General features: G+C 65.4%; 27 protein-coding genes and 1 tRNA gene. 15 read left to right on the plus strand and 13 right to left on the minus strand.

The window, feature by feature from the left end; genetic code table 11:
- Positions 1-12 precede the first annotated feature (12 nt).
- The 3 genes from ABUA37_RS10810 to ABUA37_RS10820 form a co-directional block, all read right to left on the minus strand.
- Positions 13-1,743: a dihydroxyacetone kinase family protein gene (locus ABUA37_RS10810; protein ID WP_349899201.1), complete on the minus strand. Its 1,731-nt coding sequence runs from the start codon at positions 1,741-1,743 to the stop codon at positions 13-15.
- A 159-nt stretch (positions 1,744-1,902) separates the two neighbouring features.
- Complete coding sequence (locus tag ABUA37_RS10815; protein WP_349899202.1) at positions 1,903-2,295, minus strand: ChaB family protein; 393 nt, start codon at positions 2,293-2,295, stop codon at positions 1,903-1,905.
- 126 nt (positions 2,296-2,421) lie between these two features.
- Positions 2,422-2,940, minus strand: coding sequence for a MarR family winged helix-turn-helix transcriptional regulator (locus tag ABUA37_RS10820; protein WP_349899203.1), 519 nt, complete (start codon positions 2,938-2,940; stop codon positions 2,422-2,424).
- A 143-nt stretch (positions 2,941-3,083) separates the two neighbouring features.
- Here ABUA37_RS10820 and ABUA37_RS10825 point away from each other — a divergent pair, with 143 nt between their 5' ends.
- The 3 genes from ABUA37_RS10825 (at position 3,084) to ABUA37_RS10835 (ending at position 5,833) form a co-directional block, all read left to right on the plus strand.
- Positions 3,084-3,917, plus strand: a complete 834-nt coding sequence (locus ABUA37_RS10825; RefSeq protein WP_349899204.1) for an NmrA family NAD(P)-binding protein — start codon at positions 3,084-3,086, stop codon at positions 3,915-3,917.
- A gap of 54 nt (positions 3,918-3,971) precedes the next feature.
- Entirely contained in the window at positions 3,972-5,075 is a 1,104-nt protein-coding gene (locus tag ABUA37_RS10830; protein ID WP_349899205.1) for an alkene reductase, read from the plus strand.
- A 95-nt stretch (positions 5,076-5,170) separates the two neighbouring features.
- Positions 5,171-5,833, plus strand: a complete 663-nt coding sequence (locus tag ABUA37_RS10835; RefSeq protein ID WP_349899206.1) for a phosphoribosyltransferase — start codon at positions 5,171-5,173, stop codon at positions 5,831-5,833.
- A gap of 826 nt (positions 5,834-6,659) precedes the next feature.
- Here the strand turns inward: ABUA37_RS10835 and ABUA37_RS10840 are convergent.
- Positions 6,660-6,733, minus strand: a tRNA-Gly gene (locus ABUA37_RS10840).
- Positions 6,734-6,803: 70 nt separating this feature from the next.
- Here ABUA37_RS10840 and dcd point away from each other — a divergent pair.
- Entirely contained in the window at positions 6,804-7,403 is a 600-nt protein-coding gene (gene dcd, locus ABUA37_RS10845) for a dCTP deaminase (RefSeq protein ID WP_349899207.1), read from the plus strand.
- A gap of 37 nt (positions 7,404-7,440) precedes the next feature.
- Here dcd and idi read toward each other — a convergent pair whose 3' ends face one another.
- From idi to ABUA37_RS10860, 3 genes are all read right to left on the minus strand, one after another.
- Positions 7,441-7,968: an isopentenyl-diphosphate Delta-isomerase gene (idi, locus tag ABUA37_RS10850; RefSeq protein ID WP_349899208.1), complete on the minus strand. Its 528-nt coding sequence runs from the start codon at positions 7,966-7,968 to the stop codon at positions 7,441-7,443.
- 107 nt (positions 7,969-8,075) lie between these two features.
- The gene (locus ABUA37_RS10855; RefSeq protein ID WP_349899209.1) at positions 8,076-8,540 is read right to left on the minus strand and encodes a MarR family winged helix-turn-helix transcriptional regulator; all 465 of its coding nucleotides are present in this window, start codon (positions 8,538-8,540) and stop codon (positions 8,076-8,078) included.
- A gap of 52 nt (positions 8,541-8,592) precedes the next feature.
- Complete coding sequence (locus ABUA37_RS10860; protein ID WP_349899210.1) at positions 8,593-9,399, minus strand: isocitrate lyase/PEP mutase family protein; 807 nt, start codon at positions 9,397-9,399, stop codon at positions 8,593-8,595.
- A 154-nt stretch (positions 9,400-9,553) separates the two neighbouring features.
- Here ABUA37_RS10860 and ABUA37_RS10865 point away from each other — a divergent pair, with 154 nt between their 5' ends.
- Complete coding sequence (locus tag ABUA37_RS10865; protein WP_349899323.1) at positions 9,554-10,096, plus strand: acyl-CoA thioesterase; 543 nt, start codon at positions 9,554-9,556, stop codon at positions 10,094-10,096.
- 32 nt (positions 10,097-10,128) lie between these two features.
- Here the strand turns inward: ABUA37_RS10865 and ABUA37_RS10870 are convergent, their stop codons facing one another.
- The 3 genes from ABUA37_RS10870 to ABUA37_RS10880 all read right to left on the minus strand — a co-directional run bounded on the left by ABUA37_RS10870 (position 10,129) and on the right by ABUA37_RS10880 (position 13,187).
- The gene (locus tag ABUA37_RS10870) at positions 10,129-10,614 is read right to left on the minus strand and encodes a hypothetical protein (RefSeq protein ID WP_349899211.1); all 486 of its coding nucleotides are present in this window, start codon (positions 10,612-10,614) and stop codon (positions 10,129-10,131) included.
- Between the two features lie 87 nt (positions 10,615-10,701).
- Entirely contained in the window at positions 10,702-12,126 is a 1,425-nt protein-coding gene (locus ABUA37_RS10875; protein ID WP_349899212.1) for an MFS transporter, read from the minus strand.
- Positions 12,127-12,191: 65 nt separating this feature from the next.
- Complete coding sequence (locus ABUA37_RS10880) at positions 12,192-13,187, minus strand: HNH endonuclease (RefSeq protein ID WP_349899213.1); 996 nt, start codon at positions 13,185-13,187, stop codon at positions 12,192-12,194.
- Between the two features lie 160 nt (positions 13,188-13,347).
- On the opposite strand from ABUA37_RS10880, the gene ABUA37_RS10885 reads away from it, so the two are divergent.
- The 9 genes from ABUA37_RS10885 to ABUA37_RS10925 all read left to right on the plus strand — a co-directional run bounded on the left by ABUA37_RS10885 (position 13,348) and on the right by ABUA37_RS10925 (position 21,559).
- A complete protein-coding gene (locus ABUA37_RS10885; protein WP_349899214.1) occupies positions 13,348-13,890 on the plus strand; it encodes a sigma-70 family RNA polymerase sigma factor in 543 nt (180 codons plus the stop codon).
- Complete coding sequence (locus ABUA37_RS10890; RefSeq protein WP_349899215.1) at positions 13,887-14,555, plus strand: hypothetical protein; 669 nt, start codon at positions 13,887-13,889, stop codon at positions 14,553-14,555. Before ABUA37_RS10885 ends, ABUA37_RS10890 begins: the two co-directional genes overlap by 4 nt.
- Positions 14,552-15,568 carry an ImmA/IrrE family metallo-endopeptidase gene (locus tag ABUA37_RS10895; protein WP_349899216.1) on the plus strand — a complete coding sequence of 339 codons (1,017 nt, stop codon included), beginning with the start codon at positions 14,552-14,554 and terminating at the stop codon, positions 15,566-15,568. The genes ABUA37_RS10890 and ABUA37_RS10895 overlap by 4 nt, the downstream gene beginning before the upstream one ends.
- 309 nt (positions 15,569-15,877) lie before the next feature.
- Complete coding sequence (locus tag ABUA37_RS10900; protein ID WP_349899217.1) at positions 15,878-16,423, plus strand: hypothetical protein; 546 nt, start codon at positions 15,878-15,880, stop codon at positions 16,421-16,423.
- 362 nt (positions 16,424-16,785) lie between these two features.
- Positions 16,786-18,654: a molecular chaperone DnaK gene (dnaK, locus tag ABUA37_RS10905; RefSeq protein WP_349899218.1), complete on the plus strand. Its 1,869-nt coding sequence runs from the start codon at positions 16,786-16,788 to the stop codon at positions 18,652-18,654.
- Between the two features lie 2 nt (positions 18,655-18,656).
- Complete coding sequence (locus ABUA37_RS10910) at positions 18,657-19,262, plus strand: nucleotide exchange factor GrpE (RefSeq protein WP_349899219.1); 606 nt, start codon at positions 18,657-18,659, stop codon at positions 19,260-19,262.
- Between the two features lie 6 nt (positions 19,263-19,268).
- Positions 19,269-20,255, plus strand: a complete 987-nt coding sequence (locus ABUA37_RS10915) for a DnaJ C-terminal domain-containing protein (RefSeq protein WP_349899220.1) — start codon at positions 19,269-19,271, stop codon at positions 20,253-20,255.
- A 94-nt stretch (positions 20,256-20,349) separates the two neighbouring features.
- Positions 20,350-20,793 carry a heat shock protein transcriptional repressor HspR gene (locus tag ABUA37_RS10920; RefSeq protein WP_407075371.1) on the plus strand — a complete coding sequence of 148 codons (444 nt, stop codon included), beginning with the start codon at positions 20,350-20,352 and terminating at the stop codon, positions 20,791-20,793.
- Positions 20,794-20,866: 73 nt separating this feature from the next.
- Positions 20,867-21,559 (plus strand): hypothetical protein, encoded by a 693-nt coding sequence (locus tag ABUA37_RS10925; protein WP_349899221.1) that lies wholly within the window; start codon positions 20,867-20,869, stop codon positions 21,557-21,559.
- A gap of 7 nt (positions 21,560-21,566) precedes the next feature.
- Here the strand turns inward: ABUA37_RS10925 and ABUA37_RS10930 are convergent, their stop codons facing one another.
- The 3 genes from ABUA37_RS10930 to ABUA37_RS10940 are packed head-to-tail and all read right to left on the minus strand — an operon-like array spanning position 21,567 to position 24,161.
- On the minus strand, positions 21,567-22,688 hold the full coding sequence (locus ABUA37_RS10930) for an epoxide hydrolase family protein (protein ID WP_349899222.1): 1,122 nt from the start codon (positions 22,686-22,688) through the stop codon (positions 21,567-21,569).
- 51 nt (positions 22,689-22,739) lie between these two features.
- A complete protein-coding gene (locus ABUA37_RS10935) occupies positions 22,740-23,393 on the minus strand; it encodes an AmiS/UreI family transporter (RefSeq protein ID WP_349899223.1) in 654 nt (217 codons plus the stop codon).
- Between the two features lie 18 nt (positions 23,394-23,411).
- Positions 23,412-24,161, minus strand: coding sequence for a cysteine hydrolase (locus tag ABUA37_RS10940; RefSeq protein ID WP_349899224.1), 750 nt, complete (start codon positions 24,159-24,161; stop codon positions 23,412-23,414).
- Between the two features lie 167 nt (positions 24,162-24,328).
- On the opposite strand from ABUA37_RS10940, the gene ABUA37_RS10945 reads away from it, so the two are divergent.
- On the plus strand, positions 24,329-25,714 hold the full coding sequence (locus tag ABUA37_RS10945) for an LLM class flavin-dependent oxidoreductase (protein WP_349899225.1): 1,386 nt from the start codon (positions 24,329-24,331) through the stop codon (positions 25,712-25,714).
- Positions 25,715-25,734: the final 20 nt, after the last annotated feature.

Raw genomic sequence — 25,734 nt, forward strand, 5'->3', positions numbered from 1 at the left:
GGCGACGCAAGGTCAGTCGGTCGAAAGCAGTGTGCTCAGTCGCTCCACAATGAGAGCCAGGGAGACGGCACCCGGATCGGCGACACCGAGTGCCTTGTCGCCATGGGCGCGAGCGCGGCCCAGCGCGGGCATGAGGTCCTTGGTCTGCTCCGCCGCGGTTGTGGCTGCCTGGGCGGCGGCCTTCCAGGAATCGGCGAGCGAGTCTCCCGCCGTCACCCGTGCAGCGAGCGTATCGGCGAAGGGCACGAGAGCGTCGACCATGGTCTTGTCGCCCACCTCCGCCTTGCCGTAGGCGGTGACGGCCTGGCGCGCGGCGGCCACACCCGCGACGACCGACTGCGGTGTGACCGCCTGCGTGTCTCCGAGTGCGGTGCCCACGGCCTGCAGCATGGCTCCCCACAGAGCACCGGATGTGCCGCCACCGTGGTCGGACCACGAACTGCCCGCGCTGCGCAGCAGCGTTTCGGCTCCGGCGCTGCGGTCGCGCAGTTCCGTTGCCGTGCGGGCCGCGGCGGTGGCACCGCGCTGCATTCCGATGCCGTGATCACCGTCTCCGGCGATAGAGTCGAGGCGCCCGAGCTCTTCGGCGTGCTCGTCGATGACCTCGCGCACGGCGACCAGTGCCGCCGCGATACTGAAGGCCGCGTTCCGGGACTCCTCGGATGCCTCGGGTACTTCCTGCTCGACCTCGAGCTGTCCGGAATCGGCCACGTGCTCGAGCCCAGAGACGTCGACCGCTCCCGTGCGGAAGCCGGGGGTGTCGGCTGGCGCGCTCCACATCTGCTCGAGCTCATCGTCGAGCCAGAGGAGGGTCAGCGAAGCGCCGGCCATGTCGAAGCTCGTGCAGAACTCGCCCACTTGCGGGTCGACCAGCGTCAGGCCCGCCTCTTCCAGGAGGTCCGCCACGCGAGTGAAGACCACGTAGAGTTCCTCGTTCTTGACCGAGCCGAGGCCGTTGAGGATGGGCACGACGCGCGCGCCCTGCCTGGCCACGCCATCCGGAATCTCGTGCTCGGCGAGCAGGTGCTCGACGAAGAGTTCGGCGAGCCCGTCGGCGCTGGGGATGTCGACTTCGTCGATGCCGGGTTCGCCGTGGATGCCGAGGCCGATTGCCATGCGGCCCTCCGGCACCGTGAACAGCGGCTGGTCTGCGCCGGGGAGGGTGCAACCCGTGAACGCGACGCCCATGGAGCGGGTGCGTTCGTTCGCCAGAATGGCAAGGCGCTCGACGTCGTCGAGGTCGTGTCCCGCGGCGGCGGCCGCACCCGCGACCTTGAAGACGGTGAGGTCGCCGGCGATTCCACGGCGCTTGTGCTTCTCCTCGGGCTTCGCGCTGAAGATGTCGTCGGTGACGAGCACGGTGCGGCAGTCGATGCCGTCGGCGCGCACCGCATCCTGTGCGGCGTTGAAATGCATCACGTCGCCGGCGTAGTTGCCGTAGCTCAGCAGCACGCCGCGGCCCTGCTCGCTCGCGCGCACGACCGACTCCACCTGGTGCGCCGAGGGCGAGGCGAAGAGGTTGCCCATCGCTGCGCCGTGGGCGAGCCCGGGACCGACCAGGCCCCCGAAGGCCGGGTAATGACCCGAACCGCCGCCGATCACGACGGCCGCCTCGGGCTCCGCGCTCTTCGTCGAACGGGAAACTCCACCGTAGACGCCGCGCACCCAGCGGCCGTTGGCTCTCACGAAGCCGGCCACCATGTCATCGGCGAACGCGGCGGGCTCGTTCCATAGTCGGGTCATCCGCTCACTCCTCTGATTGAAGGCATCGCTATTCGTATAGGATATTGGATTCTGGCGAGCTTCGCACCCTCGATTGTTACCGTCACGGCCCGGCGACGGCCGTGCTCCACGAATATGCGGCACCTCGCGAGCGCGGCCTGCGTATCGGGCTGCCGCGGCTCACCGGGCCTTGCGGGTCTCCTTGGCGTTCGCCTTCTTGAGCGCGTCGACGAGCTCATCCTTGTTCATCGAAGAACGGCCGTGGATGTCGAGCCTCTTCGCGAGGTCCATCAGGTGATCCTTTGAGGCGTTGGCGTCCACGCCTCCCTCCGTCTCGCCGCCGGAATTGTGTCCACCCTCCGACTTCGAGTCAGACGGGCCGGCGTGTTCCTTCTTCTCCCAGCGATCGCCGACCTTCTCATACTCGTGCTTGAGCGCGGCAAAGGCCGTGCGGTGAGCGCGCTCGCCCTCGCCATACTCATCGACGGCGGAATCGTGCGCCTTCGACCAGATGGCCTGTGCGTGCTTCGGCGAGCGCTCGAGGGTTGACGGCATTTCCTTGGATGCTGGCATGGCTTCTTCCTTTCGCAAGCGACGGATGTGTGCCTCCTTTCACGCTACGCCGCAGCTTTCGAGGCACCGAAAACACTGCGCGAACGCTCAGGCAGCGTTTCGCCTGTGGCCCCGCCTGCCTCGGCTTCAGCTCTCCGTTGTCGCGACGATCAGGTTGGCCTCCAGCGCCTCCAGAGAGGCGAGCGTGGCCTGCTGCTGGGCTGGATCGAGCGAGCCAACGGTGAGTCGCTCCAGTTCCTGCCAGATCTTCTCGAGTTCCGCGTGCAGGTGCCTGCTCGCCGGAGTTGGCTCGATCAGTGATGCTCGCGCATCCGTGGGGTCGCGGCGGCGGCGCACGAAGCCCGCACGCTCGAGCCGCTGGATGGTGCGCGTCATGGTTGCCGCATCCGAGCCGAGAACCCGCACGAGGTCGATCTGGCGCTGTTCGCCGTGGTCCCAGAGGTGCATCATCACGAGCTCCTGGCCCACGTACAGCCCGGTCTCGCGCAGGAGGGAGCCGACGAGCATCTTGTGCAGGCGCGCCACCCGGAAGATCGCGTGGCTGATCGGGCCACCCGCCGCAGTCGTGGGCTGTTCCACGACCACACGCGACGCGGGACCGGTGTCTGAACTGCTCAGGTCTGGCCGATTCGCCGGTGGTGTCATCCGATGCTCCTCGATCGTCATCGGCCAGTTTAAGGCCCAATTGCCCGAGCAACAACGAACTCACAAAGAACTCTCCGATGTCCGGGAATAAAGCGCTCCACTAATTACTTGTCCGAACATGTAACTACGAAAGAGAGTTCACCATGAAGATATTGGCAACGGGCGCCACAGGCTGGGTTGCTCACCTGGTGGTACCAGCCCTGGCGCATGCCGGACATGAGGTGCGGGCCGTCGTTCACGACGCCGGCAAGGCCGCGGTTCCCCTCGGCCTCGGCGCGTCCGAGACCGTGCAGGCAGACCTCCGCGACACTGCGAGCCTCGACTCCGCACTCGATGGTGTCGATGGCGCCTTCCTGATCACTCCGGCGTTCGCCCCGGATGCCACGGAATTGGGACTGGCGTTTATCGATGCCGCTCGGCGCGCGGGCGTGCGCAAGCTCGTCTACTCCGGGGTCTACCATCCGTCACTCGGTCTCGAGAATCACGCGAGCACGCTGCCGATCGAGGCGGCGCTCTACGCCTCCGACCTCGACTTCACGGTCCTCCAACCGGCGATGTTCCTGCAGGGACTGGACGGCGCCTGGCAACAGGCACGCAGTACGGGCGCGCTCGCGATGCCGTGGTCCAAGACCTCACGGATGACGTACGTCGACTACCGCGACGTGGCCGAGGTCGCGGCGCTGGCCTTCGGTGACGAGCGGCTCTCGCACGGCACCTTCGAGCTGGCCGCCGGCGGCATGATCGACCGGGTGCGCCTGGCCGAGCTGTTCACCGCAGCCTCCGGCATCCCGATCACCGCGGCCGACGTGCCGGTCGATGCGCTGCCGCCGAGCCTGCCCGCGGGCCTGAAAGCCATGTTCGCCGAGTACGACCGGCATGGATTCCACGGCGGCAACGCCCTCGTTCTGAGCTCGATCCTCGGGCGGGCGCCGCGCTCGATCGAGGACTACGTCACCGACCTGGTGCGAGCTGCCTGACCCACCCTGCATCCGCTTGACCGCGAGCACCACCCCTACTAGAAGGAGAAACGCATGACCAGCACCAACCCCACGATCGACCCAGCCGCTCTCGAACCACTGTGGCAACCGATCCAAGCCGGCGAGCTCGAACTGCCACATCGCCTCGCGATGGCACCCATGACGCGATCGCGTGCGCACGAGGACGGCACGCCGAATCAGATGGCCGCCGAGTATTACGCCCAGCGGGCGTCCATGGCGCTCATCATCACCGAGGGAACCCAGCCGTCGGAGGACGGGCAGGGCTACCTGCTCACGCCGGGAATCCACAACGACAGTCACGTCGAGGGCTGGCGCTCCGTGACGGACGCGGTGCACGAGGCCGGTGGCCGCATCGTCATCCAGCTGATGCACGTGGGGCGGGTGTCACATCCGCAGAACACTCCGCACGGGCGTCAGGCCGTTGCGCCCTCTGTCGTGACGCCCGCGACCCCGATGTTCACAGCATCCGGCATGCAGGAGATCCCCACGCCGCGCGAGCTGGCGACGGATGAGGTGCGCGGCATCGTGCAGGAGTTCCGGCTCGCAGCCAGGGCTGCGATCGACGCCGGCGCGGACGGCGTGGAGATCCACTCCGCGAACGGATACCTGCTGCAGCAGTTCCTCTCCAGCAACGCCAACCAGCGCACGGACGAATACGGCGGGTCCATTGCGAACCGGATTCGGCTGAGTGTGGAGGTCGCGGCCGCGGTTGCCGACGAGATCGGGGCCGGGCGCACCGGCATCCGCATCTCTCCCGGAAGCAGCCTCGGTGACATCGTCGAGAACGACGTGCACGAACTCTACGGCGCGCTGGTGTCGGCGCTCGCGCCGCTGAACCTCGCCTACCTGCACATCGCCGCGGGTGACGACGTGCTGCTGCGCGAACTGCGCGAGCTCTGGCCGAACACGCTCTTACTCAACCGCCCGGGCAGCAGCATCGGGGCGCGGGTGCACGACATCGAAAGTGGGCTTGCGGATGTCGCCACGGTCGGCAGCCTGGTGCTCGCCAACCCGGACCTGGTCGCGCGGCTGAAGGCCGGTGCGTCCCTCAATGAGCCGGACCGAGCAACCTTCTACGGCGGTGACGAGCGCGGTTACCTCGACTACCCGACGCTCGAGCTCGCTACGGTCGAGTAGCGAGTGCATGTGGGCGCGGTCCACGTGGCCGCGCCCACATCGCGGCGGTGCCGGGGTCCGCGGGTCATCCGCTCGCTGGTGCAGGAATACTGGAGGTGGAGGCGTACATCATGTTCAAGGATCGGGTGGATGCGGGCAAGCGGCTCGCGGAATCCGTTCGCGACCTGCGCGGGCCCGACACCGTAGTACTGGGCCTTCCCCGAGGCGGAGTGCCGGTCGCGCGCGAAGTCGCCCGCGTGCTCGAAGCGCCACTGGACGTGATTGTGGTGCGCAAACTCGGCAGCGCACGACATCCGGAATACGCGGTCGGCGCGATCGGGGAGGATGGGGTGCGCATCATCGATCCGGCTGCGGTGCGAATGATGGGTGTGAGTGAAGCGGAACTCGCCGAGGTGGAGGCGCGCGAGAGAACGGAGCTCGCGAGGCGAACGGAGCAGTTCAGATCCGGCGGCCACCGCCTCGATCTCACGGGCAAGCGCGCCATCCTCGTCGATGACGGCGTCGCCACAGGGTCCACTGCTATCGCCGCATGTCGCGTCGCCAGACAACTCGGCGCTCGCGAGGTGGTGGTGGCCGTTCCCGTTGCCCCGCCGGACTGGAAGGCCCGCTTTGAGGGTGAGGCAGACCGCCTCATTGCGCTGGAGACCCCTGAGCGGTTCTTTGCCGTCGGCCAGTGGTACGAGAAGTTCGAACAGACCACGGATGCCGAGGTGGTCGCCTGCCTGCGCGATCATCCATACACAATGTTTGCGCGTTAACCCGAGGCCCGGCGAGTGTCGGTGCGCGGCACAGTCTGACTACCGTGCGCTGCCCACATCGTGGTCAAACGCTTACCGGCATGTGGGGTCATCTCTCGAAGCGTTCAGCTAGGTCGGCGATCCGATGCGAACGGTCTTCTGGTCGCATTCGGTCGGGCCGAGTGCCGCGCCGTCCTGGGCGAAGCGTGCATCGATCGGCAGTGCTCGCAGGTCCCGAGCATCGCGCACCTCGCCCCCGATCCCCTGCAGGAGTTCATAACCCTATGCGGATGCATGCATTCTGAATTTGGATCGGGTATTGCCGACCGTGAAGCGATGCTCGCCAGTGGGAACGGGTCACGCGCGGTACTCGTCCGGCCGCTGAGGGGGTGGCTGCGATGGCAGCAGAGGCGCGTTTCCCTTGGAGGATGCTCCAATTGCCGTCAAGCCAATTTGCAGAATAAACGACAAGCCGCGGCCTAGTGCTGCGAGCACAGTGAGAATCAGAGGTCGATGGTGTGGTGATTGGCTCATGGGCTTCCTTGCCTACTCGGCACTCGGAGTTTACGCCCGGCGCTCAAACGTCGGCCGAGTAGCTTGCCGGACTCACCTGGAAAGCCTCTTAAAGAATCACCGATCTAAACCGCGTGAAGAGGCCCAGGCGTATCCACGGATTACCGCACTGCCTGAGCCATGCACTTGAACACTAGGCCGGAGTCCCAGGCCGAGCGAATCCTAAAACTGTCCGCCCCATATGACGCCTGCGATTCAGTCCGCTAGGTGCCGATGAAATGAGACGGGTGCCACTTGAGTTGAGAACCCACATCGCGCCCGAGATCGGAGGGAATGGAGCGAGTGACGGGAATCGAACCCGCGCTACCAGCTTGGGAAGCTGGAGTTCTACCATTGAACTACACTCGCGCGATTGGCCATCCGACGAGCTGGACGACCGCGGCCCATACTAGCAAGCGCGCTCGGCTAGTCTCTTGTCATGCTGCTATCGGACCGGGATATCAAGGCGGAACTCGACTCAGGGCGCATCGGACTCGACCCCTATGAGCCATCGATGATCCAGCCGTCGAGCATCGACGTGCGGCTCGACCGCTTCTTCCGGCTGTTCGACAACCACAAGTATCCGTTCATCGACCCGGCCGAGGACCAGCCTGAGCTCACCCGCCTCGTCGAGACCGACCCCGAGCAGTCGTTCATTCTGCACCCTGGCGAGTTCGTGCTCGGTTCCACCTACGAGGCGGTGACGCTTCCGGATGACGTGGCCGCCCGCCTCGAAGGCAAGAGTTCCCTGGGTCGCCTGGGCCTCCTTACCCATTCCACCGCCGGCTTCGTCGACCCCGGTTTCTCGGGCCACGTCACGCTCGAGCTCAGCAACGTCGCCACCCTGCCGATCAAGCTGTGGCCCGGGATGAAGATCGGGCAGCTGTGCTTCTTCCGGCTCACCTCGGCGGCCGAGAAGCCGTACGGCTCGGCGGAGTACAAGTCGCGCTACCAGAACCAGCGCGGCCCGACGGCATCGCGGTCGTTCCAGAACTTCTACCGCACGATACTCAGTCGCGACGAGAGCCAGCTCGACTGACGCGCCACCCCTGGTTGCGAGGGACGCTTCGACAAGCTCAGCGACCGAAGGCACCTGAGGCCAGTTGCAGCACGAGCCAGGGGCTGAATGCGAACGGTGCAGCGGCGACGGCGGTGCGCAGCGACTCGGGCGCGACCCAGCGCCATTCGGCCACCTCGTGGGGGTTCGCGGCCACGGCATCCGTCGTCACCGTGCTGAACACGGGGCACACCTCGTTCTCGACGATGCCCGAGGCGTCCACGGCTCGGTAACGGAAGTCGGGCAGCATCGGCTCGAGCGTGCCGATCTCGAGGCCGAGCTCGTACCTTCCTCGCCGGGCGATCGCATCGGTCATGGACTCCCCGGGGGCCGGATGGCCGCAGAAGGAGTTCGTCCACACGCCCGGCCAGGTGAGTTTGCTGAGGGCGCGCCGGGTGACGAGCACCTCGCCGGCCGCGTTGTAGACATGGCAGGAGAACGCCAGGTGCAGAGCCGTGTCCGTGGTGTGCACGAGGGCCTTATCGGCCGTGCCGATGTCGTTGCCCAGCTGGTCGACGAGTACGACGCGCTCGGTGCTGCTGCTCATGCCTGTCCGTTACTGGAAGAGGGAGGGTGCGGGCGAAACCGACACCGGTGCGACGAAAGCCGCCTCACCAGCCTAACTTGCGCGCGCGTCGCAGGCTGGGGGAACGGTCAGCTCTCCCAGCCGAGCGTTCTGGCCACGCGTTCGAGCGAGCGCAGCGTCGTGGCGTAGTCCTCTTCACTCAGGTCCGCGAGCGCGCCGGTGCGGTTCTTCGCGACGACCCGGTGGAGCTCGGCGTGCTTGCTCGCGCCCTCACCGGTGAGTTCGTAGTACTCGAATGCCACATCCACCCAGCCGCGGTCGATCAAGCCCGCGAGATGCTCTGCCGCGTTCGCGCCGGCGGAGGCATCGAGAAATGGTTCGAGTTCGTGGTTCAGCCTCGTGAGAGTGCCCGGACCGGGGGACAGAATGTTGAGCAGTTCCCACTGGTGGCGTGTCACTTCGAAGTCGGCGAGAGCCCGCTCGAACTGCTCATCGATGAGCCGATCGACCAGCTTGAGCCAGAATCCGATCGGCCTAACCGCCGTCGCGGTGTGCCGCGAACCGCCCCCCGCGCCTGCGTCCGGTGCTGCCATGAGCAGAGTTTACCCCCGGTTGGGGTACACCGAGAGGCTTTTCCGCGGAGCGTCAGTAGGCGAACCCGAGCTCGTCGGGGTACTCGCCAAGAGCGGTGAGCTGGGCAGCGGCGCGCTGCAGGTGGGCGAGCGTGAGACCGAGGGTTCCCGGGCCGAAGCTCACGCGCGAGACGCCGAGTTCTGCGAGGCGCTTGAGAGGCACGGATGTCGGGTTCGAGATCACGGACACTTTTCCGTCGATCTCGTCCAGCGCTCGTTTCACCTTGTCTTCCGTGCCGAGTCCGAGCACGAAGACGACGTCGGCCCCCGCCCCGAGGTAGGAGTTAGCGCGGGTCACCATGTCATCCCATTCGCCACCTCCCGCGAGCACGTCCACCCGCGCGTTGATCACGAGCGGCACTCCGACGGTTGTCGCGGTGCGGCGAACTGTCGCGATTCGCTCGGTGGCAACATCCACCGGAAACAGGGGCGCCTTGGCCGGCCCCACGCTGTCCTCGATGTTGAGCCCGGCGGCACCGGCTGCGATGAGCCGCGCGATGCTGTGCTCGAGGGCGGCGACATCCGGGGCGTAGCCCTTTTCGAAGTCCACGGAGACCGGGATCTCCACGGCCTGGGTGATGAGCGACGCGGCGGCGAGCGCCTGGTCGAGGCTGAGTCCCTCGCCGTCCGGCACCCCGTGCGCGAACGAGACCGCGTGGCTCGCGGTGGCGAGAGCCTTGACGCCGGGCGCCGCGGCAACGGTGCGAGCCGTCACGGCATCCCAGACGTTTGTCACGATGAGCGGGTCGCCTGGCACGTGCAGCGAGCGGAGCAGTTCGGCCTTGGCAGCGGTGGTGGAGGTATCAACTGAGGGAGACATGCTTCAAGCATGCTCCGTGGCCGCCGCTCGCGCGAGCAGGTTTCGTCGCACTACACACGCACAGCACGCGACGCGCATTGTGCGCGAGGCGTTGTGCACTCTCTACAGGGAGATGGGCGCGCGTACTCGACGCGGGTAGCCTGTGCCGGTGAACATGCTGCTGCGCACCCTGCTGACCGTCCTTCTCGCGGGCCGCAAGCCACCGCTCGACATGCACGACGTCGGCTCCAAGCGCATGCGCGTGTTGCCGAACGACCTCGACACCCAGAAGCACGTCAACAACGGCGTGTACCTCTCCCTCATGGATCTGGGTCGCATCGAACTGCTCGTGCGCACGGGAGCCTGGGGGCGGATGCGCGCGGCCGGTATCTATCCGGTCATCGCGAGCGAGACGATCACCTTTCGCAAGTCGCTGCAGCTCTGGCAGCGCTACGTGCTCGAAACCCGCATAGTCGGTTACGACGCCAAGGCCGTCTACATCGAGCAGCGCTTCGTGGTCGACGGGGAGATCTACGTGCAGGCCTTCCTGCGCGGCCGGTTCCTGAAGAAGACCGGCGGTGTCGTCGGGCTCACCGAACTCGCCGAGGTGCTCGGCATCGCGGTGCGCGAACTCGAACTGCCCGGGTGGATCGACCGTTGGGCTCAGGATGTCGCCCTGCCGTCGACGCGCGCCGAGGCCCCCAGCGTCTGGAACTAGCCGCGGAACCGCGCTGGACCGCGTCGCACCGATCAGCTGGGTTGCGCGATCATCAGCCACAGGATGACCGCGAGACCGACGCCCCCGATGAGGGCGAGGGCGGTGGGGCGCCAGGAGGTGGCGATGCCTTCTACGACGCCCGCAGTGCCGAGCGCGGCGGCCTTCTTGCGGGAGCCTTCCGACATCTTCGCGCCGGTGGCGAATCGCAGGCGTGAGAACGCGGGCGAGGCGATGCCGTACATCGCGCCGATAACCAGCACCAGCAGCACGATGGACACCCACAGCCACCACTTGCCCCACAGCCCACCCATGAACCCCAGCACGACACCCGGGATGATGGTGAGCCAGAGTCCGGCGTACATGAGGTGCGCGCTCCACGCCGAGACATCGAGCATGGCGGCAATGCGGGCGTGCTCGCTTTCTTTGCGCAGCCGGAACGCGACCGCGATCGACGTGCCGTGCCCGACGGCGAAGACGATGACGCCCAGCACGTGCAGGAATATCATCAGCGTGTACATGCGCGTCAGCCTATTCCTGGGCTACCGACATCAGAAGATCTCCGGCGGGCGTCAGCGCAGCGCCCGATGCTTTCCCTGGGTCTGGAGTTAGTTGCCGGCGTTGGCCGTCGGCCGCACGAACAGCATCATGATGAGGCCGGCGAGCAGCACGGCAACGATGCCCAGGATGCCCCAGGCCGTCGCACCGAAGGCGACGATGAGGATCGTCCAGAGCGCCGGCGACAGGAACGATGCCGCGCGGCCGGTGGTGGCGTAGAGACCGAAGATCTCGCCCTCCCGACCCGCCGGCGTGACTCTGGCGAGGAAGGAGCGGCTGGCCGCCTGGGCCGGACCGACGAAGAGGCACAGCAACAGGCCTCCCACCCAGAAGGTCGCGTCGCCGAGGTCGCGAAGCACGAACACCGCGAACCCGGTGATAACGAGGCCGATGAGCGAGGTCACGATCACGGACTTCGGACCGAAGCGATCGTCGAAGCGCCCAGAGAAGATGGTGGAGACGCCTGCGACGAGGTTCGCGGCGATGCCGAAGATGACGACCTGCAGGAACCCGAAGCCGAACACGGTGGACGCGATGACCGCGCCGTAGGCGAAGACCCCGGCGAGGCCGTCGCGGAACACGGCGCTCGCGAGCAGGAACCAGAAGGTGGTGCGGGTGGTCTTCCACAGACGCACGACGTGGCGCCCGAGCAGCACGTAGCTCTGGAAGAAGTTGACCCGCTCGCCCTGCTCGGTGGCGGGCAGCTCAGGCACATTCCGGAAGATGGGGATCGAGAAGAGGATGGTCCAGACCGCGCAGCCGAGCGCGACCATGCGGAAGGGCAGGCCGTTCTCCTGGGACAGGCCGAACCAATCCGAGACGTAGGCGATGACGACGATGACGAGCGCGAGGATGCCGCCCAGGTAGCCGAGGCCCCAGCCGAGCCCGCTGATCTTGCCCACCGTCTTGGGAGTAGAGACCTGCACGAGCATGGCGTTGTAGTGCACGCCCGCGATCTCGCTGAAGACGCTGCCGACGGCGACGAGACCGACACCGAGCGCGAAGTAGGCGGGAGCGCCCTGCACGAAGAAGAGGGCGGCCATCGAAAGTACGACGAGTCCGGTGCTGATCGCGAGCGAGCGCTTGCGCCTGCCGGTGCCGTCGGAACGCTGCCCGAGGATCGGGGCGACGAGCGCCACGAGGATGCCGGCGATCGTGTTGGCGAGACCGAGTCCGCTGGTGAGGTCGGCGATCGCGTGAATGTAGGCCGGGTCATGCTTGCCGAGCGCCGCTATCGACGGGTCGATGAAGACATCCGTGGTCAGGTACAGGGCGGTGAAGATGAAGGTGAGGATGACCGTGTTGAACGGCTGGTTAGCCCAGTCCCAGAGAGCCCACGAGACGACCTGTTTGCGCGGGATCACGCGCCCCTCCTGCAGCTCGAGGCCCATGGTGGCGATTGCGCCCGAGTTCGTTGTGGGCGGGACGCGCTTGCCGGTCGCGGTGACGTCGTTGTCAGGTGCCTCGTTGCTCATGCACACAGGCTAGTGGTGAGGGGTAAACAATCGATGGCTTTAGGCGGTGATGCAACAGTGGCCGTTTAGGCAGCGCGAAACCTTGTCTCGTAATGCCACGCCAGGGCGTCCCGGTCGGGTCGATGCCGATTGTTCTCAGGAACAGCGATGCGGAATCCGTTTGCCTCCCGCTCGTAGAACTCGACACCGTTCCATCCGTTCATTCTGAGTTCGGGACTCACGTGTAACCGAAGGTCGGGGTCGATGCCTAGGTATCCGCGGTCGTAGAGCGCGTGCACATCCGAGCGCAGCAGCAAGGCGTTCGACACTGCGTGGGCTCCGCCCTCGCTTGCATAGTCACGAATGTGGGCGGCCTCGAGACTCGGATAGGTGCGACTGCCGGTAATCGCGCACCGGTAGTCGTAGGCCTCGTCCACGGCAAGTCGGAATGCTGCTTGTCCGAGCCGCGGTAGAGCGAGAACTGGATCACCGAACTTCGGCCCTTCCCAAGCGAGATCGGTGTCGACCAGATCCTGGTCCCAGTGGCGATCAACGCGGGCGTTGCTTTGCATAAGTTGAAACGCTTGAAGTACGTAGTCGGCATCGGTCTTGCGGTTGTCGGCGGTGAGGTCGTATCCCTCGATGGTCACGTTATTGGCTGACCAATTGGGCGGCTGCGGGAGTTCATCTCCTCGGGCGGCGAAGAAGAGGTTGCGGAGTGCGACACAGCCAATGTACGGGTCTGGATCGTGCTCGAAACGCCCGGTGCGATACTCCTGGACTCGCGAGAGCAAGTCCCCCTCCGAGCCCACGCCATTGCCGCGTGCCCAGATTTGCCAAGCTTCGCTGACCCGCAGCTCGAAGTACTCCTGAAAGAAGCCGCCGCCAACGAGCGAGTTGCTCGGCATGTCGACGCCCCGGTGCTTCCCGGGGGCCTTCGTCTTGAAAAGGAATGGCTGACCCTCGGTCAAGGCTTTGAATCCATGCGGTGACGGCTGCCAAAAGTTCGCCTCGGACAATGTTGGGGTATCCCGCAGGAAGGCAGCCCACCGACTGTCCGTGACCCCAACCACAACGCGCATGAGGTGATTGTAGTGACTATTACTCGCGCCCCGATATAGGGTTCGAATCAAGGCAATCCCCTCGATTGCTAACTATGACTGTCGCTTCCACGACTACTCCATAAGGAGCGCACGCTATGCAGCCACGCGGGAATTGGCATTGCCGTGAGGTGATCAAGGCATGACCATGCCCAACTTGGGCGTGCTGTACCTCGAACACGGTGAAAAGATGATCCGCATCGCGGCCGCCGTACTGCGTCGCGAATTCGGGTTGACCGACGGCGAGCGTGACGTGGTGCAGGAAGTGTTCCGCGAACTACAAGAAAAGCCACCGAAGGAAGAGATCAGAGAATGGGAAGCGTTCCTCGTGCGAGTAACGCAGCGCCGTGCCATCGACTGGGGGCGGAAGCAGCACCTCGACAAGCGCGGGCGCTCGTTCGATGACGACGACAATCGCGCGGAGCCCGTCGACCCGCTGGGTGAACACGCGATCGAGATGGTGGAGGAGGCCGTTGATCTCGCCGCACGCATACCTGACCTTCTCGACGCAATGCCGCTCCTCACCGAAAACGAACGGTATGTGATACTTCAGCAGGAGTTCGATGGGACCAGCCGTGACAAGTTGGCAACCGAACTCGGAGTCACCCCGCCACGCATAAGTCAGCTGCGAACTTCAGGATTGAATAAGTTGAGAGCGCACTTAGAAAGTGAGGGGGCGTTATGAACGACGAGCAGAAGGCCGACGCCCTCGACCTGCTACTTGCCGACCCGCCGCGCCGCGCTCGTATTCTCGACGAGTTGGGCGCGACCGCGGAGGAGCGAGCGGAGCTCGTTGAACTTGCGGAAATTGCTGACGCGGCATGGTTGAGCACCCGCCACACACCACCCATTGCATCCGACCCGATTGCGGCGATGCTAGGCGTCGTACCCACGCCAGGAGTAGCTATCGATCCTGCGAGATTCAAACGGGCGCGCCTCAAGTCGGACGTCAGCGTCTCGCAACTGCGGGACACGTTGACCAGTCGCGGATGGCATGTCTCAAATGCGGACATCGCAAGTTGGCAAACACGAACTGGAATTGAGCTGCTACCCGCGCTCCTTCAAGACCTCGGACACGCGATGAGGGCCTCACTGGACGACTTCACCGAAGTGCGGGCTGGCGAAGCTGCCACCCTGCACGCTGAGTTGCGCAATAGCGACTGGTTCGTCGCTCTCGTCGACCAATGGCAGCACCTCCGACACACTCCCCGGTCAATCGCAGAAGCCCAATTGCTGTCCCGCGCGGCTGCAACAGTCCACCGTGGTGAAAAGCCCAATGTCGAACAGATCCGCGAGCTCCTTGAGCATGTCGCCGCGTCGAACCCTGAAGCCGGAGGTCGGTCGCAGTGAACATCGCTCAAGCGGTCAAGCGGCTCACCAAACGACTTGCGGCAGCAGAGGTTATGAAGTTTGCTGCGAACCCCGTTGAGGCCGTCGAACCAGTGTTCGGGATTCGGGCAGTCTCCTCTTCGGGGCTGGCCGCCCGACGCGGTGCTGGCGGAGCATGCGATGGCGCGTCCTTTCTCGACGACAAACTACTGTTCTATGCACCCACCCCCCATAGCAAGCGCGACAACTTCACCATCGCTCATGAAGTGGGCCATCACCTCGTGAGTGAAGACGACGTCGTCTCCAACTGGATCTACGATCAAGACGACCATGAAGCGATCCTCGAGACAATCTGCGACCAAGTCGCCCAACAGATGCTCTTGCCTCCGACATCGGTCGACGAGTTCCTCCAAGGCCGTACACCACGCGCCAGCGACGTCATCGACCTACACAATGGATCGTCGGCAAGTCGACCTGTGTGCGCGATAGCCATCGCTCAGCACCTGCCGCACTTTGGCGCTGTCGTGCTCATCGACCGCGAAACGATGACTGTGACGAGTTCGAGCATCCACGCCGACCCTGAGCGCGGGTGGCCATTCATATATCCGTGGCCGGGTCAGACGATCCCGCTAGGTCACCAACTGCGCAATGTTCCTGACGGCGGTCACGTCGTCCGACGGGTCAGCTGGCAGGGTCGGTTCGGCAGCACGGAAGAATACTTCGTCAACGCCGTGGGTACAGAGCGCGGCCTCGTGGCGGTGTTTTCCGCCCAAGATCTTTGGGGTGCGCCGGGACTCGCGCGACAGCCTGAGCGGGAATGGGACACCCGCCCCCTGCTCCAGGGCACCTGCTGCGGGAAGGCGTTTCAGCGGCGTGGGTACCCGTGTCCGACCTGCAAGAAGCCATACTGCCCAGAGTGTGGCAAGTGCCCTCACGAGCGCAACGGTTCAGGCGACGTCTCCTGCGATGTCTGCTCCTTGCTCACTCCGCCGGCACGGATCATCGACGGTATCTGCGTGGATTGTCGATCCTAACTAACTCTTGACGCGTCTCGCCCGACTACTGTGTGCGGGACCAAGTCGGCCTGCACCGATCGAGAGGCATGACGATGGCAAAGAACACCGGAAACGGTCACCGTAAAGGTGCAGTCCGCTCCCGCACGGAGTTCCGACAAAACGGCACATGGTTCAAGCGCAACACCACAACAGGGCGGATCATGGACGGCTCGCCCAAGGAACACAAGGGAGTGCGCAATGAGCGCTGAGCCCGGAGAACGTCACATTCCATCCGCGACGCACCTCGCTGAATTTGTAGGGCTACGGTCGACACGGCGTCTCGCATGCGTGCGCAAGCACCACCGCCAGATCGACGCCGCAGGTGACCAGCGGCAGTTCGCGTACTTCTACGCCCGGCTGTTCGCCGCGATCCGTCGGCACGTGCGCTCCGGATTCGACAGCGACGAGATTACGCGGGCTCTCGCCGCCGCGACGCCTCAGCAGAGACCATCCTTCGAGGACGTCGCCGACGGACTCGTACCCGCTCTACAGAGCCTTGGGGCGGTGGACGGCCGAACCGCACACAACCGTCGCTACTACGACAACTACGACGGTGAACACCTCGTCTCCGTGTACCCGCAGTTCGTGCTCACGTTGAATGACGGCTCCGATATGTACGTCCATGTGCACACGGCGAAGCACCAGCTCACTCCCGACTCCGCGGCGGTGCTCGCAGAACTCCTGAGCGGCGCCTACCCCGGGGATCGCGTTGCGGTGATCGACGCCCGCCGGGGCGCGGTTGTACTTCCCCGGTCGGGTGGAATGCGGGCCAGCCAGTCCTCTATTGCGGCGTACCTCGATGCATACCTGATGTTGTGGGAGACTGCGGCTTAACGCCAGAGCCAGGCGACACAGCTCTGCTCTGTCCAGCAGAGTGCTTTAGGTCAACGCCGGACCCGCCCTGCTGCGTGGGGAGGTGCTTTGTGATCTGCTTTTAGGCAGCGGGCTCCTGACAGCGAACACTTCTAAACCGAGCGTTCGACCTCCGATACGTCGATGGGCCAATCGTCAGAATGCTGGAAGTCATCCAGCGCATCCTTAGTCTGATTCCGGCCGCAACCAAGGTTGAGTCGAGTTGGCTCAAGATTTGCTGAATCGACTTGACATCCGAGAGCACCCTCGTAAACTTGAGTAGGTGAGACTCAAGTCTCGCAACAGGCTTCCCAAGTCCCGAACAACATAAGGAGAAAGAGCGCATGGCTCGAGCAGTAGGAATCGACCTCGGAACCACGAACTCCGTGGTGTCCGTTCTCGAAGGTGGAGAACCCACCGTAATCGCAAACGCCGAAGGTTTCCGCACGACGCCATCCGTCGTGGCCTTCACCAAGGACGGCGATGTGCTGGTTGGCGAGACCGCCAAGCGCCAGGCCGTCACCAACGTCGACCGCACCATCGCCTCCGTCAAGCGCCACATGGGCACCGACTGGACAACCTCGGTCGACGGCAAGAAGTACACGCCGCAGGAGATCTCGGCCCGCATTCTCGCGAAGCTCAAGCGCGACGCGGAGTCCTACCTCGGCGACACCGTGACGGATGCGGTCATCACCGTTCCCGCCTACTTCAACGACTCCGAGCGCCAGGCCACCAAGGAGGCCGGTGAGATTGCCGGACTCAACGTGCTGCGCATCATCAACGAGCCGACCGCCGCCGCGCTCGCCTACGGACTCGATAAGGGCAAGGAAGACGAGCTCATCCTGGTCTTCGACCTCGGTGGCGGTACCTTCGACGTCTCCCTGCTCGAGGTGGGCAAGGACGAGGACTTCTCCACCATTCAGGTGCGTTCGACCGCCGGTGACAACCGCCTCGGTGGTGACGACTGGGATGACCGCGTCGTCGACTACCTGGTCAAGCGCTTCAAGGACTCCACCGGTGTCGACGTCTCGAAGGACAAGATCGCCAAGCAGCGCCTCAAGGAGGCCGCGGAGCAGGCGAAGAAGGAGCTGTCCTCCTCGACCAGCACGAGCATCCAGCTGCCGTACCTCTCGCTCACCGAGAACGGCCCGGCCAACCTCGACGAGACGCTCACCCGCGCCAAGTTCGAGGAGCTGACCGCCGACCTGCTCAAGCGCACCGAGAAGCCGTTCCACGACGTCATCAAGGAGGCCGGAGTCAAGGTCTCCGACGTCGCACACGTCGTGCTCGTGGGTGGTTCCACCCGCATGCCGGCCGTCGTCGACCTGGTCAAGAAGCTGACCGGCGGCAAGGAGCCGAACAAGGGCGTGAACCCGGATGAGGTCGTCGCGGTCGGCGCCGCACTGCAGGCAGGCGTGCTGAAGGGCGAGCGCAAGGACGTTCTGCTCATCGACGTGACCCCGCTCTCCCTCGGTATCGAGACCAAGGGCGGCATCATGACCAAGCTCATCGAGCGCAACACGGCCATCCCGACCAAGCGCAGTGAGACCTTCACCACGGCGGATGACAACCAGCCTTCCGTCGCGATTCAGGTCTTCCAGGGCGAGCGCGAGTTCACTCGCGACAACAAGCCGCTCGGCACCTTCGAGCTGACCGGCATCGCGCCGGCGCCCCGCGGCATCCCGCAGGTCGAGGTCACCTTCGACATCGACGCCAACGGCATCGTGCACGTGTCTGCCAAGGACAAGGGCACCGGCAAGGAGCAGTCGATGACGATCACCGGTGGCTCCTCGCTGCCGAAGGAAGACATCGAGCGCATGGTGCGCGAGGGTGAAGAGCACGCGGCGGAAGACAAGAAGCGCCGCGAGGAGGCCGAGACTCGCAACACCGCGGAGCAGCTGGCCTACCAGACCGACAAGCTCATCAAGGACAACGAAGACAAGCTGCCCGACGACGTGAAGAACGACGTGCAGGCGGATGTCGACGCCCTGAAGAGTGCGCTCGCGGGCGAAGATGCGGATGCGGTGAAGACCGCCTTCGACAAGCTCAGCGAGAGCCAGCAGAAGCTCGGCGAGGCGATCTACGCCAACCAAGGCGCGGGTGAGGCGGCTGCCGAGACGCCGGCCGACGGCCCGAGCGATGAGTCGAGCAACGACGACGAGGACATCGTCGACGCCGAAGTGGTGGACGACGAGCCAGAAGACAAGAAGTAACCATGGCAGACAAGAAGAAGCCGGATGACTTCGACCCGAAGTCGGGGGCAGCTGCCCCCGGCTCCGGGGAGTCGTCCCCGACCGACGCCGACAACCTGGGCGAGGAGATCATCGAGGCCGAGGGTCCCGACATCGAGACCTCGCTCACGGATGCCGACCTCGAGTTCCTGAAGAACGGCGTGGAGAGCGACCTGGCGGCCGAGCGGCTCGCCGATCTGCAGCGCCTGCAGGCGGAGTACGTCAACTACCGCAAGCGGGTCGAGCGTGATCGCGAGGCCAACCGTGATCTCGTGATCGCGGAGGTCGTGGGCGCACTGTTCCCCGCGCTCGACGACCTCAGGCTCGCCGAGATCCACGGCGACCTCGAAGAGGGACCGATGACGATCATCGCGCAGAAGCTGCGGGCTGGCCTCGACAAGTTCGGGCTGACGATGGTGGGGGAGAAGGGCGAAGAGTTCGATCCCCACATCCACGAGGCGCTCATGCAGCTTCCGAACCCGGATGTGACGACGCAGGTCGTCGCAGACGTGATCCAGCCCGGATACAAGCTCGGCGAGCGTCTGCTTCGTGCGGCGAAGGTCGCGGTCTCCGTGCCGGCGGAGGACTAGCCGCCAGTGGCCAGTCAGGATTGGTTCGACAAGGACTTCTACAAGGTGCTCGGGGTGTCGAAAGACATCACGCCCGCCGAACTGAAGAAGACCTATCGCAAACTCGCCCGCAAGTATCACCCGGACTCCAACCCGGGTGATGCTGCGGCCGAGGCGAAGTTCAAGGAGATCAGCGAGGCGCACGCCGTGCTGTCCGACCCCGAACAGCGCAAGGAATACGACCAGATGCGCGCCATGGGCGCGGGCGCTCCCCGCTTCACGGCGGGTGGCGGCGGCCAGGCCGGCGGCTTCGAAGACGTCTTCGGCGGGATGTTCGGGCAGGGCAACCAGCGCACCACCCGCACCGCAAGCGGAGCCGGCTTCGAGGACATCTTCGGCAGCATGTTCGGCGGCGGCAACTTCGGTCAGACCTCCGGCGGCTTCCGTGGTGCGGGCGGGCCCAGCAAGGGGCGGGATCTCACCGCGACGACCTCGCTTGACTTCATCAGCGCGATCAAGGGCGAAACCGTCAAGCTGCAGGCCGCGGGCAGCAAGCCGATCAGCGTCAAGATTCCCGCCGGCGTCAGCGACGGGCAGAAGATCCGGCTCAAGGGCAAGGGTGAGGCGAGCATCGATGGTGGCCCCGCCGGCGACCTGACGCTCACCGTAACAGTGCGCAAGCATCCGGTGTTCGAGCGTGATGGCCTGAACCTGAGGGTGGATGTGCCGGTCACCTTCGTGGAAGCGACGCTCGGGGCGACGATCGAGGTTCCGACCCTCGGGGGCGACCCGGTGAAGCTCCGGGTTGCGCCCGGCACGCCGAGCGGCCGAGTGCTGCGCGTCAAGGGACGCGGCGTCACGACGACCAAGGGCACCGGCGACCTGCTCGCCAGCGTGCAGGTGGCCGTGCCGAGCCACCTCACCGCCGACGCGCAGAAGCACCTTGAGGCCTTCGCCAAGGCGATGCCCGTGGAGAATCCGCGCGCCGAGCTCCTCGCGAAAGCGCGCGCGTAATGCGTAATTCGTTGGCTGAGCCTGTCGAAGTCCTGTGCGAGGGCCGTTCTTCAACGGCGCTTCGACAAGCTCAGCGAACGGGGGCGAGCGCGCAGTGAACGACGAGCTGAATCCGGATGCGCCGCTGTTCGCGATCGCGGTCGCGGCAGAGCTGGCGGCCATGCACCCGCAGACCCTGAGGCAGTACGACCGTCTCGGTCTCGTGAGCCCCACCCGCACCGCGGGGCAGTCACGTCGTTACTCGATGCGCGACGTGATGCAACTGCGGGAGGTTGCGCGGCTGAGCGCCGAGGGAGTGAGCCTGGAGGGCATCCGGCGCATTCTGCAGTTGGAGAACCAAGTGACCGAACTGAGCGACCGCGTGCGAGAGCTCGAGGCCGCGCTCGCCGATGAGCTGCTGCACCGGCCGGGAACCCGCGTCTTTGCCGCCGGCGCCGCGGGCGATGTGATCTCATTGAAGGCGGGCACCAGGGCGGCGCGCTCCAACCAGCTCGTGGTCTGGCGTCCGATCGGGCGCAATTGGCGCCGCACCGACTGACCTGACGCGCAACTCATGCTTACTCGGGCATGAGTCACCCGACCGAGCACGGCCCGACTCAAGGAATGAGACGATGACGACGACGCCACCCCCCTACGAGCCCCTGCCCGAGGGCCAGCCGGCAGTGCCGAACCCGTATGCGCAGGCTGGCCCGAGCCCCTATCCGCCCCAGGCGTGGCAGCCGCGCGCGGTGCGCCCGCCGCTCACCGCGGAGCAGAAGAGCGGTGCGCGCTGGGCGGGCATCGTGGGATTCAACCTGCTCGGTCTCGGCTGGCTGCTGTTCATCGTGCCCGTCGTCCTGGGCGGTTTCGCCGCCTTCTTCACCTTCGTGCTCGACCAAATCGGTCGCTCCTCCAGCTCCCGTTCGACGAGCTACTACCAGCTGCGCGACTTCGTCGACAACGTCAACGTGACCGCGTGGGTCATCCCGCTGCTGATCCTCTCGCTCTTCGGAATGGCCGTGTGGGCACTCGGTATCATCGTCAGCGGGCGGATGCTGAAATCGCACTCGGTCAACCACCCGTGGGGCGTCACTTGGGCCGCGACCGGTATTGCGATCGCGGCGTACCCGTTCGTCGGCTGGATCGCCGGCATCCTCGTGCAGGTGGTCTCCGGCCTCGCCGACGTCGCGCATGCGCCGGTCTGGACGATGATCGGCATCACCGGCAGTCTCAGCCTGCTCATGGCGATCGTGCTGAACTGCGTCATCGGCTGGCTCGCCTGGTGGTGGATGGCGCACGCGATGCGCGCCCACGCCACCGTCTGAGGTGCGGTCAGCGTAACGAGCGGAAGAACTCCCTGAGGTCGGTCGCGAGCAGCTCAGGTTCTTCGTGTGGTGCGAAGTGTCCGCCGCGCGGCATGGTCGTGTATCGCGTGACCGCGTAGCTGCGCTCGGCCCAGCTTCGTGGCGGACGGGTGAGGTCGCGCGGGAAGATTGCCACCGCCGTTGGTACGTCGACGCGGTCAACCCTGGTGGTCATCCCGGCGCGGTACTCGAAGTATGGCCGGAACGACGAGGCGATGGTGTTCGTGAACCAGTAGAGCGAGGCCTGGGTCAGCAGGAAGTCATCGCTGAACCTGGTCGAGAGCTCGCCGCCGCTGTCGCTCCAGGCGCGGTACTTTTCCACGATCCAGCTCAGTAGGCCCACGGGGGAGTCCGTCAACCCGGGCGCGAGGGTGAGCGGCCGGGTCTGTTGCTCGTGTTGGTATCCGCCCTCCTCATCCACCCAGGAGTTCACCGAGTCGAGGTACGAGCGTTCCTCTTCGCTAAGGGTCGCGGCGTCGTAGCTGGCGGGCGCGGCGACGGCGAGGAGGTGGATGCCCACGACGGCCTCCGGATGCGCCTGGGCCAGCCGGGAGGTGATGCCCGCTCCGAGGTCGCCACCGTGCGCACCGTAGCGATCCAGGCCGAGGTGCTGCGACATGAGGTGGTGCCAGAGCTCATGCGTCTGTTCGTCGTGGCTCGGGCGCTGCGGTGAGAACGGGAATCCTGGCAGCGACGGGACGATCACCGTGAACGCGTCGGCCGGCTCGCCGCCGAATCGAGACGGCGCGGCCAGTCGTTGCGCGAGCGCCACCAGTTCAAGCGAGGTGCTGGGCCAGCCGTTCGTCAGGACGATGGGCAGCGCTCCCTCGATCTCGCCATCGAATCGGAAATAGTGAATCGGTGTTCCGTCGATGTCGGCCTCGTGTGAGGGAAGCGCATTAATCGCATCCTCCTGGGCACGCCAGTCGAAGCCGGACCGCCAGTAGTCCGCGAGTCGACGGAGTTCGCGCTGGTCGGTGCCAGCATTCCAGCCGTGGCTCGGCCAGCTCGGCGCCCATCGCGTGTTGCGCAGTCGCTCGCGCAGATCGTCGAGTTCGGCTGAGCTGACCCTGATCAGCGGCGAAGGCATATTTCATTCTCGCCCAGCGAGATCCGTTCCGCTCGTGTGCATCCTCAACGCTCAGGCGAGGGGGAGGGACTCCGCTGCCGAGACTGCCAGGTCCTGCCTGCCTGCGGCATCCGTCGACTGCGGCAGCCGGGCGATGGACGACCGAGTGAACGCGATGCTCACAGCGGTGAGTACGAGTAGCGCGACGAGCGCGGCGGCACCGGCGGCCGGAGTTGTCGCCCAGGCACCGTTCAAGAGGAACAGCCCGCTGATCGAGCAGCTGGGGATGCCGAGCCAGATCAGGAACCACGCCGTGAACCGGCTGAGCTGCGCCTTGTCGAGTGCCATCAACAGGAAGAACAGGGTCCACATGGCGGCCCAGCTCAGCCAGATCACCGCGAAGATCGGATCGGTGGCGAGCGATGACGCAGCCTCGTAGAGTGCGACGGCTGCGACGAAGGCGCTGAACCAGCCGAGGCCCTGCGGTTCGAGATCGAGCAGGATGCCCAGGCCGTAGTACAGATAGGTGAAGCCGAACAGATAGGTCGGCCAGGTCGCGTTGATGATGGCGGCATCACCGCCCGCCTGGCTGAGGATGATCGTGGGCAAAATCACCTGCACCGCTCCGACGAAGAGGTTCAGGATGGCCGCGCTGCGGGCCGGAACGATGTTCAGGATCACCAGGCCGTTGACCAGGAGCACGATTCCGACGAAGAAGAGCCCCACGTTTCCCATGGTTCGGCCCTATCGCTTCAGGAGTTCGACGAAGGTCTCCGACGAGATCACCGGCGCGAAGAACTGGTTGATGCGCTGGAACGCGGCGGGCTCGTGCTCCGGCCTGTTGCATCCGGTCGCGTCTCCGATCACGATGGGCAGGTAGCCGTGGTCGCGAGCGGCGCGCGCGTTGCCCTCGATGCACCAGTCGGTGTGGATGCCCGTGATCACGAGTACTTCGATTCGCTTGCGAGAGAGCTCGAGCGGCAACCCCGTGCCGGTGAAGGCGGTCTGGAGTGCTGTCTCGTAGAACTCGTTGTCGCCGGGCTGCACCAGCTCGCGCAGGTCGCTGACGAGTTCGTTGTCCCAGGCGATCTGCTCGGGCGTGGCGTCGAGCGCCCCCGTCCAAGAGTTGTACTGCGCGCGGTCGAAGTCGCTCTGCGGGTAGTCCTGGCGGAAGACCGTGTATCCGATCCAGTTGAACGAGGTGAAGTTGCCCGCAGCACGCGCAGCCTTCGCTGACTTCACGGTTGCGGGCAGGCTGCCGCGCAGGTCGTGGCGCTCGCCATACTGAACGCCGCCGGGTCGGTACAGGGAGTTCGACTGGCTGACAGACAGGAACGCCGCGGGGCGGCTGAGGATCTCGCGCAGGTCGAGCGACTTCCATTGCTCGGCGAGCGGCGGTATGGACTGCACATTGCTCGAGGGAAAGTTCACCTCGGCATCGAGGTCGGTCTCGGTCTCGAGACGGGTGTCGATCTCGGTGGCTGCGATGGTCATGAGAAGTCCTTCCTGTGAATGGCGACCCTGTCAGAGTAGAGAGGGGCGCGTGCGCATCCGAGAAATGCGACGAAGTATGACCTTTCGGAACTGACCTCTCGGGCCTAATGTTGCGTCGTATTTCGCTGCCGCGCGCGGGGAGCCCCCGGTGGACGCACCATTGTGAGATGGCCAGACAGATTCGCTTCAACGCCTTCGACATGAACTGCGTCGCCCACCAGTCCGCCGGCATGTGGCGACACCCAGACGATCAGGCGTGGCGTTACAAGGACCTCAGCTACTGGACCGAGCTCGCCAAGCTGCTCGAGCGCGGCAAGTTCGACGGCATCTTCATCGCGGATGTCCTCGGCACGTACGACGTGTACGGCGGCAACAACGAGGCCGCGATCCGTCACGGTGCGCAGGTTCCCGTCGGTGACCCGCTCCTCGTGATCCCCGCCATGGCCTACGTCACCGAGAACCTCGGCTTCGGCGTGACCGCGGGAACCGCGTACGAGCATCCGTATCCTTTCGCACGTCGCATGTCCACGCTCGACCACCTCACGAACGGCCGCATCGGCTGGAACGTCGTCACCGGCTACCTGCCGTCGGCGGCGCGCAACATGGGTCACGACGACCAGATGGAGCACGACGACCGCTACGACTACGCCGACGAGTACCTCGAGGTGCTCTACAAGCTGTGGGAGGGGTCCTGGGAAGACGACGCCGTCGAGCGCAACCGTGAGACCGGCGTCTTCACCGACCCGAAGAAGGTGCACGAGATCGGGCACAGGGGCAAGAACTTCACCGTGCCCGGCATCCACATCTCCGAGCCCTCGCCGCAGCGTTCTCCCGTGATCTACCAGGCCGGGGCGTCGCCGCGCGGCATCGAATTCGCGGCGGGCAACGCCGAGGCGATCTTCGTGGCCAACTCCACCAAGTCCGGGCTCAAGGCAACGGTCAAGAAGATCCGGGATGCCCTCGAGGCCGCAGGTCGCGACCGCTACTCCGCGAAGATCTACACGCTGCTCACCGTCATCGCCGACTCCACCGAGGAGAAGGCGCGCGCCAAGTACGAGGACTACCTCAAGTACGCGAGTCCCGAGGGCGCGCTCGTCTTCATGTCGGGGTGGATGGGCGTCGACCTGTCGACCTATGACCTCGACGAGCCGATCGGCAACGTCAAGAGCAACGCCATCCAGTCCGCCGTCGCGAACGTGCAGGCGGGCGACGACGACGGCAAGCAGTGGACGGTGCGCGACATCGCCATCCAGGGCGCCATCGGCGGTCTCGGCCCGTTCATCATCGGCAGCGGGGAGCAGATCGCCGACCAGCTGCAGGAGTGGGTCGAGGAGACGGATGTCGACGGCTTCAACCTCGCGTACGCCATCACCCCCGGCACCTTCGAGGACATCGTCGAGCACGTGATCCCGGTGCTGCAGGCGCGCGGCGCGTACCAGACCGAGTACACCGAGGGCACGCTGCGCAACAAGCTGCACGGCCGCGGCGACAAGCTGCCCGATGAGCACAAGGGCGCGCAGTACCGCGTCGGCAACTTCACCCTCGCCGAGTAGGGAACGCGCAAGGCCTCGGT

Origin of the sequence: Parafrigoribacterium soli (assembly GCF_040227235.1) — a bacterium.
Taxonomy (GTDB): domain Bacteria; phylum Actinomycetota; class Actinomycetes; order Actinomycetales; family Microbacteriaceae; genus Parafrigoribacterium_A; species Parafrigoribacterium_A soli.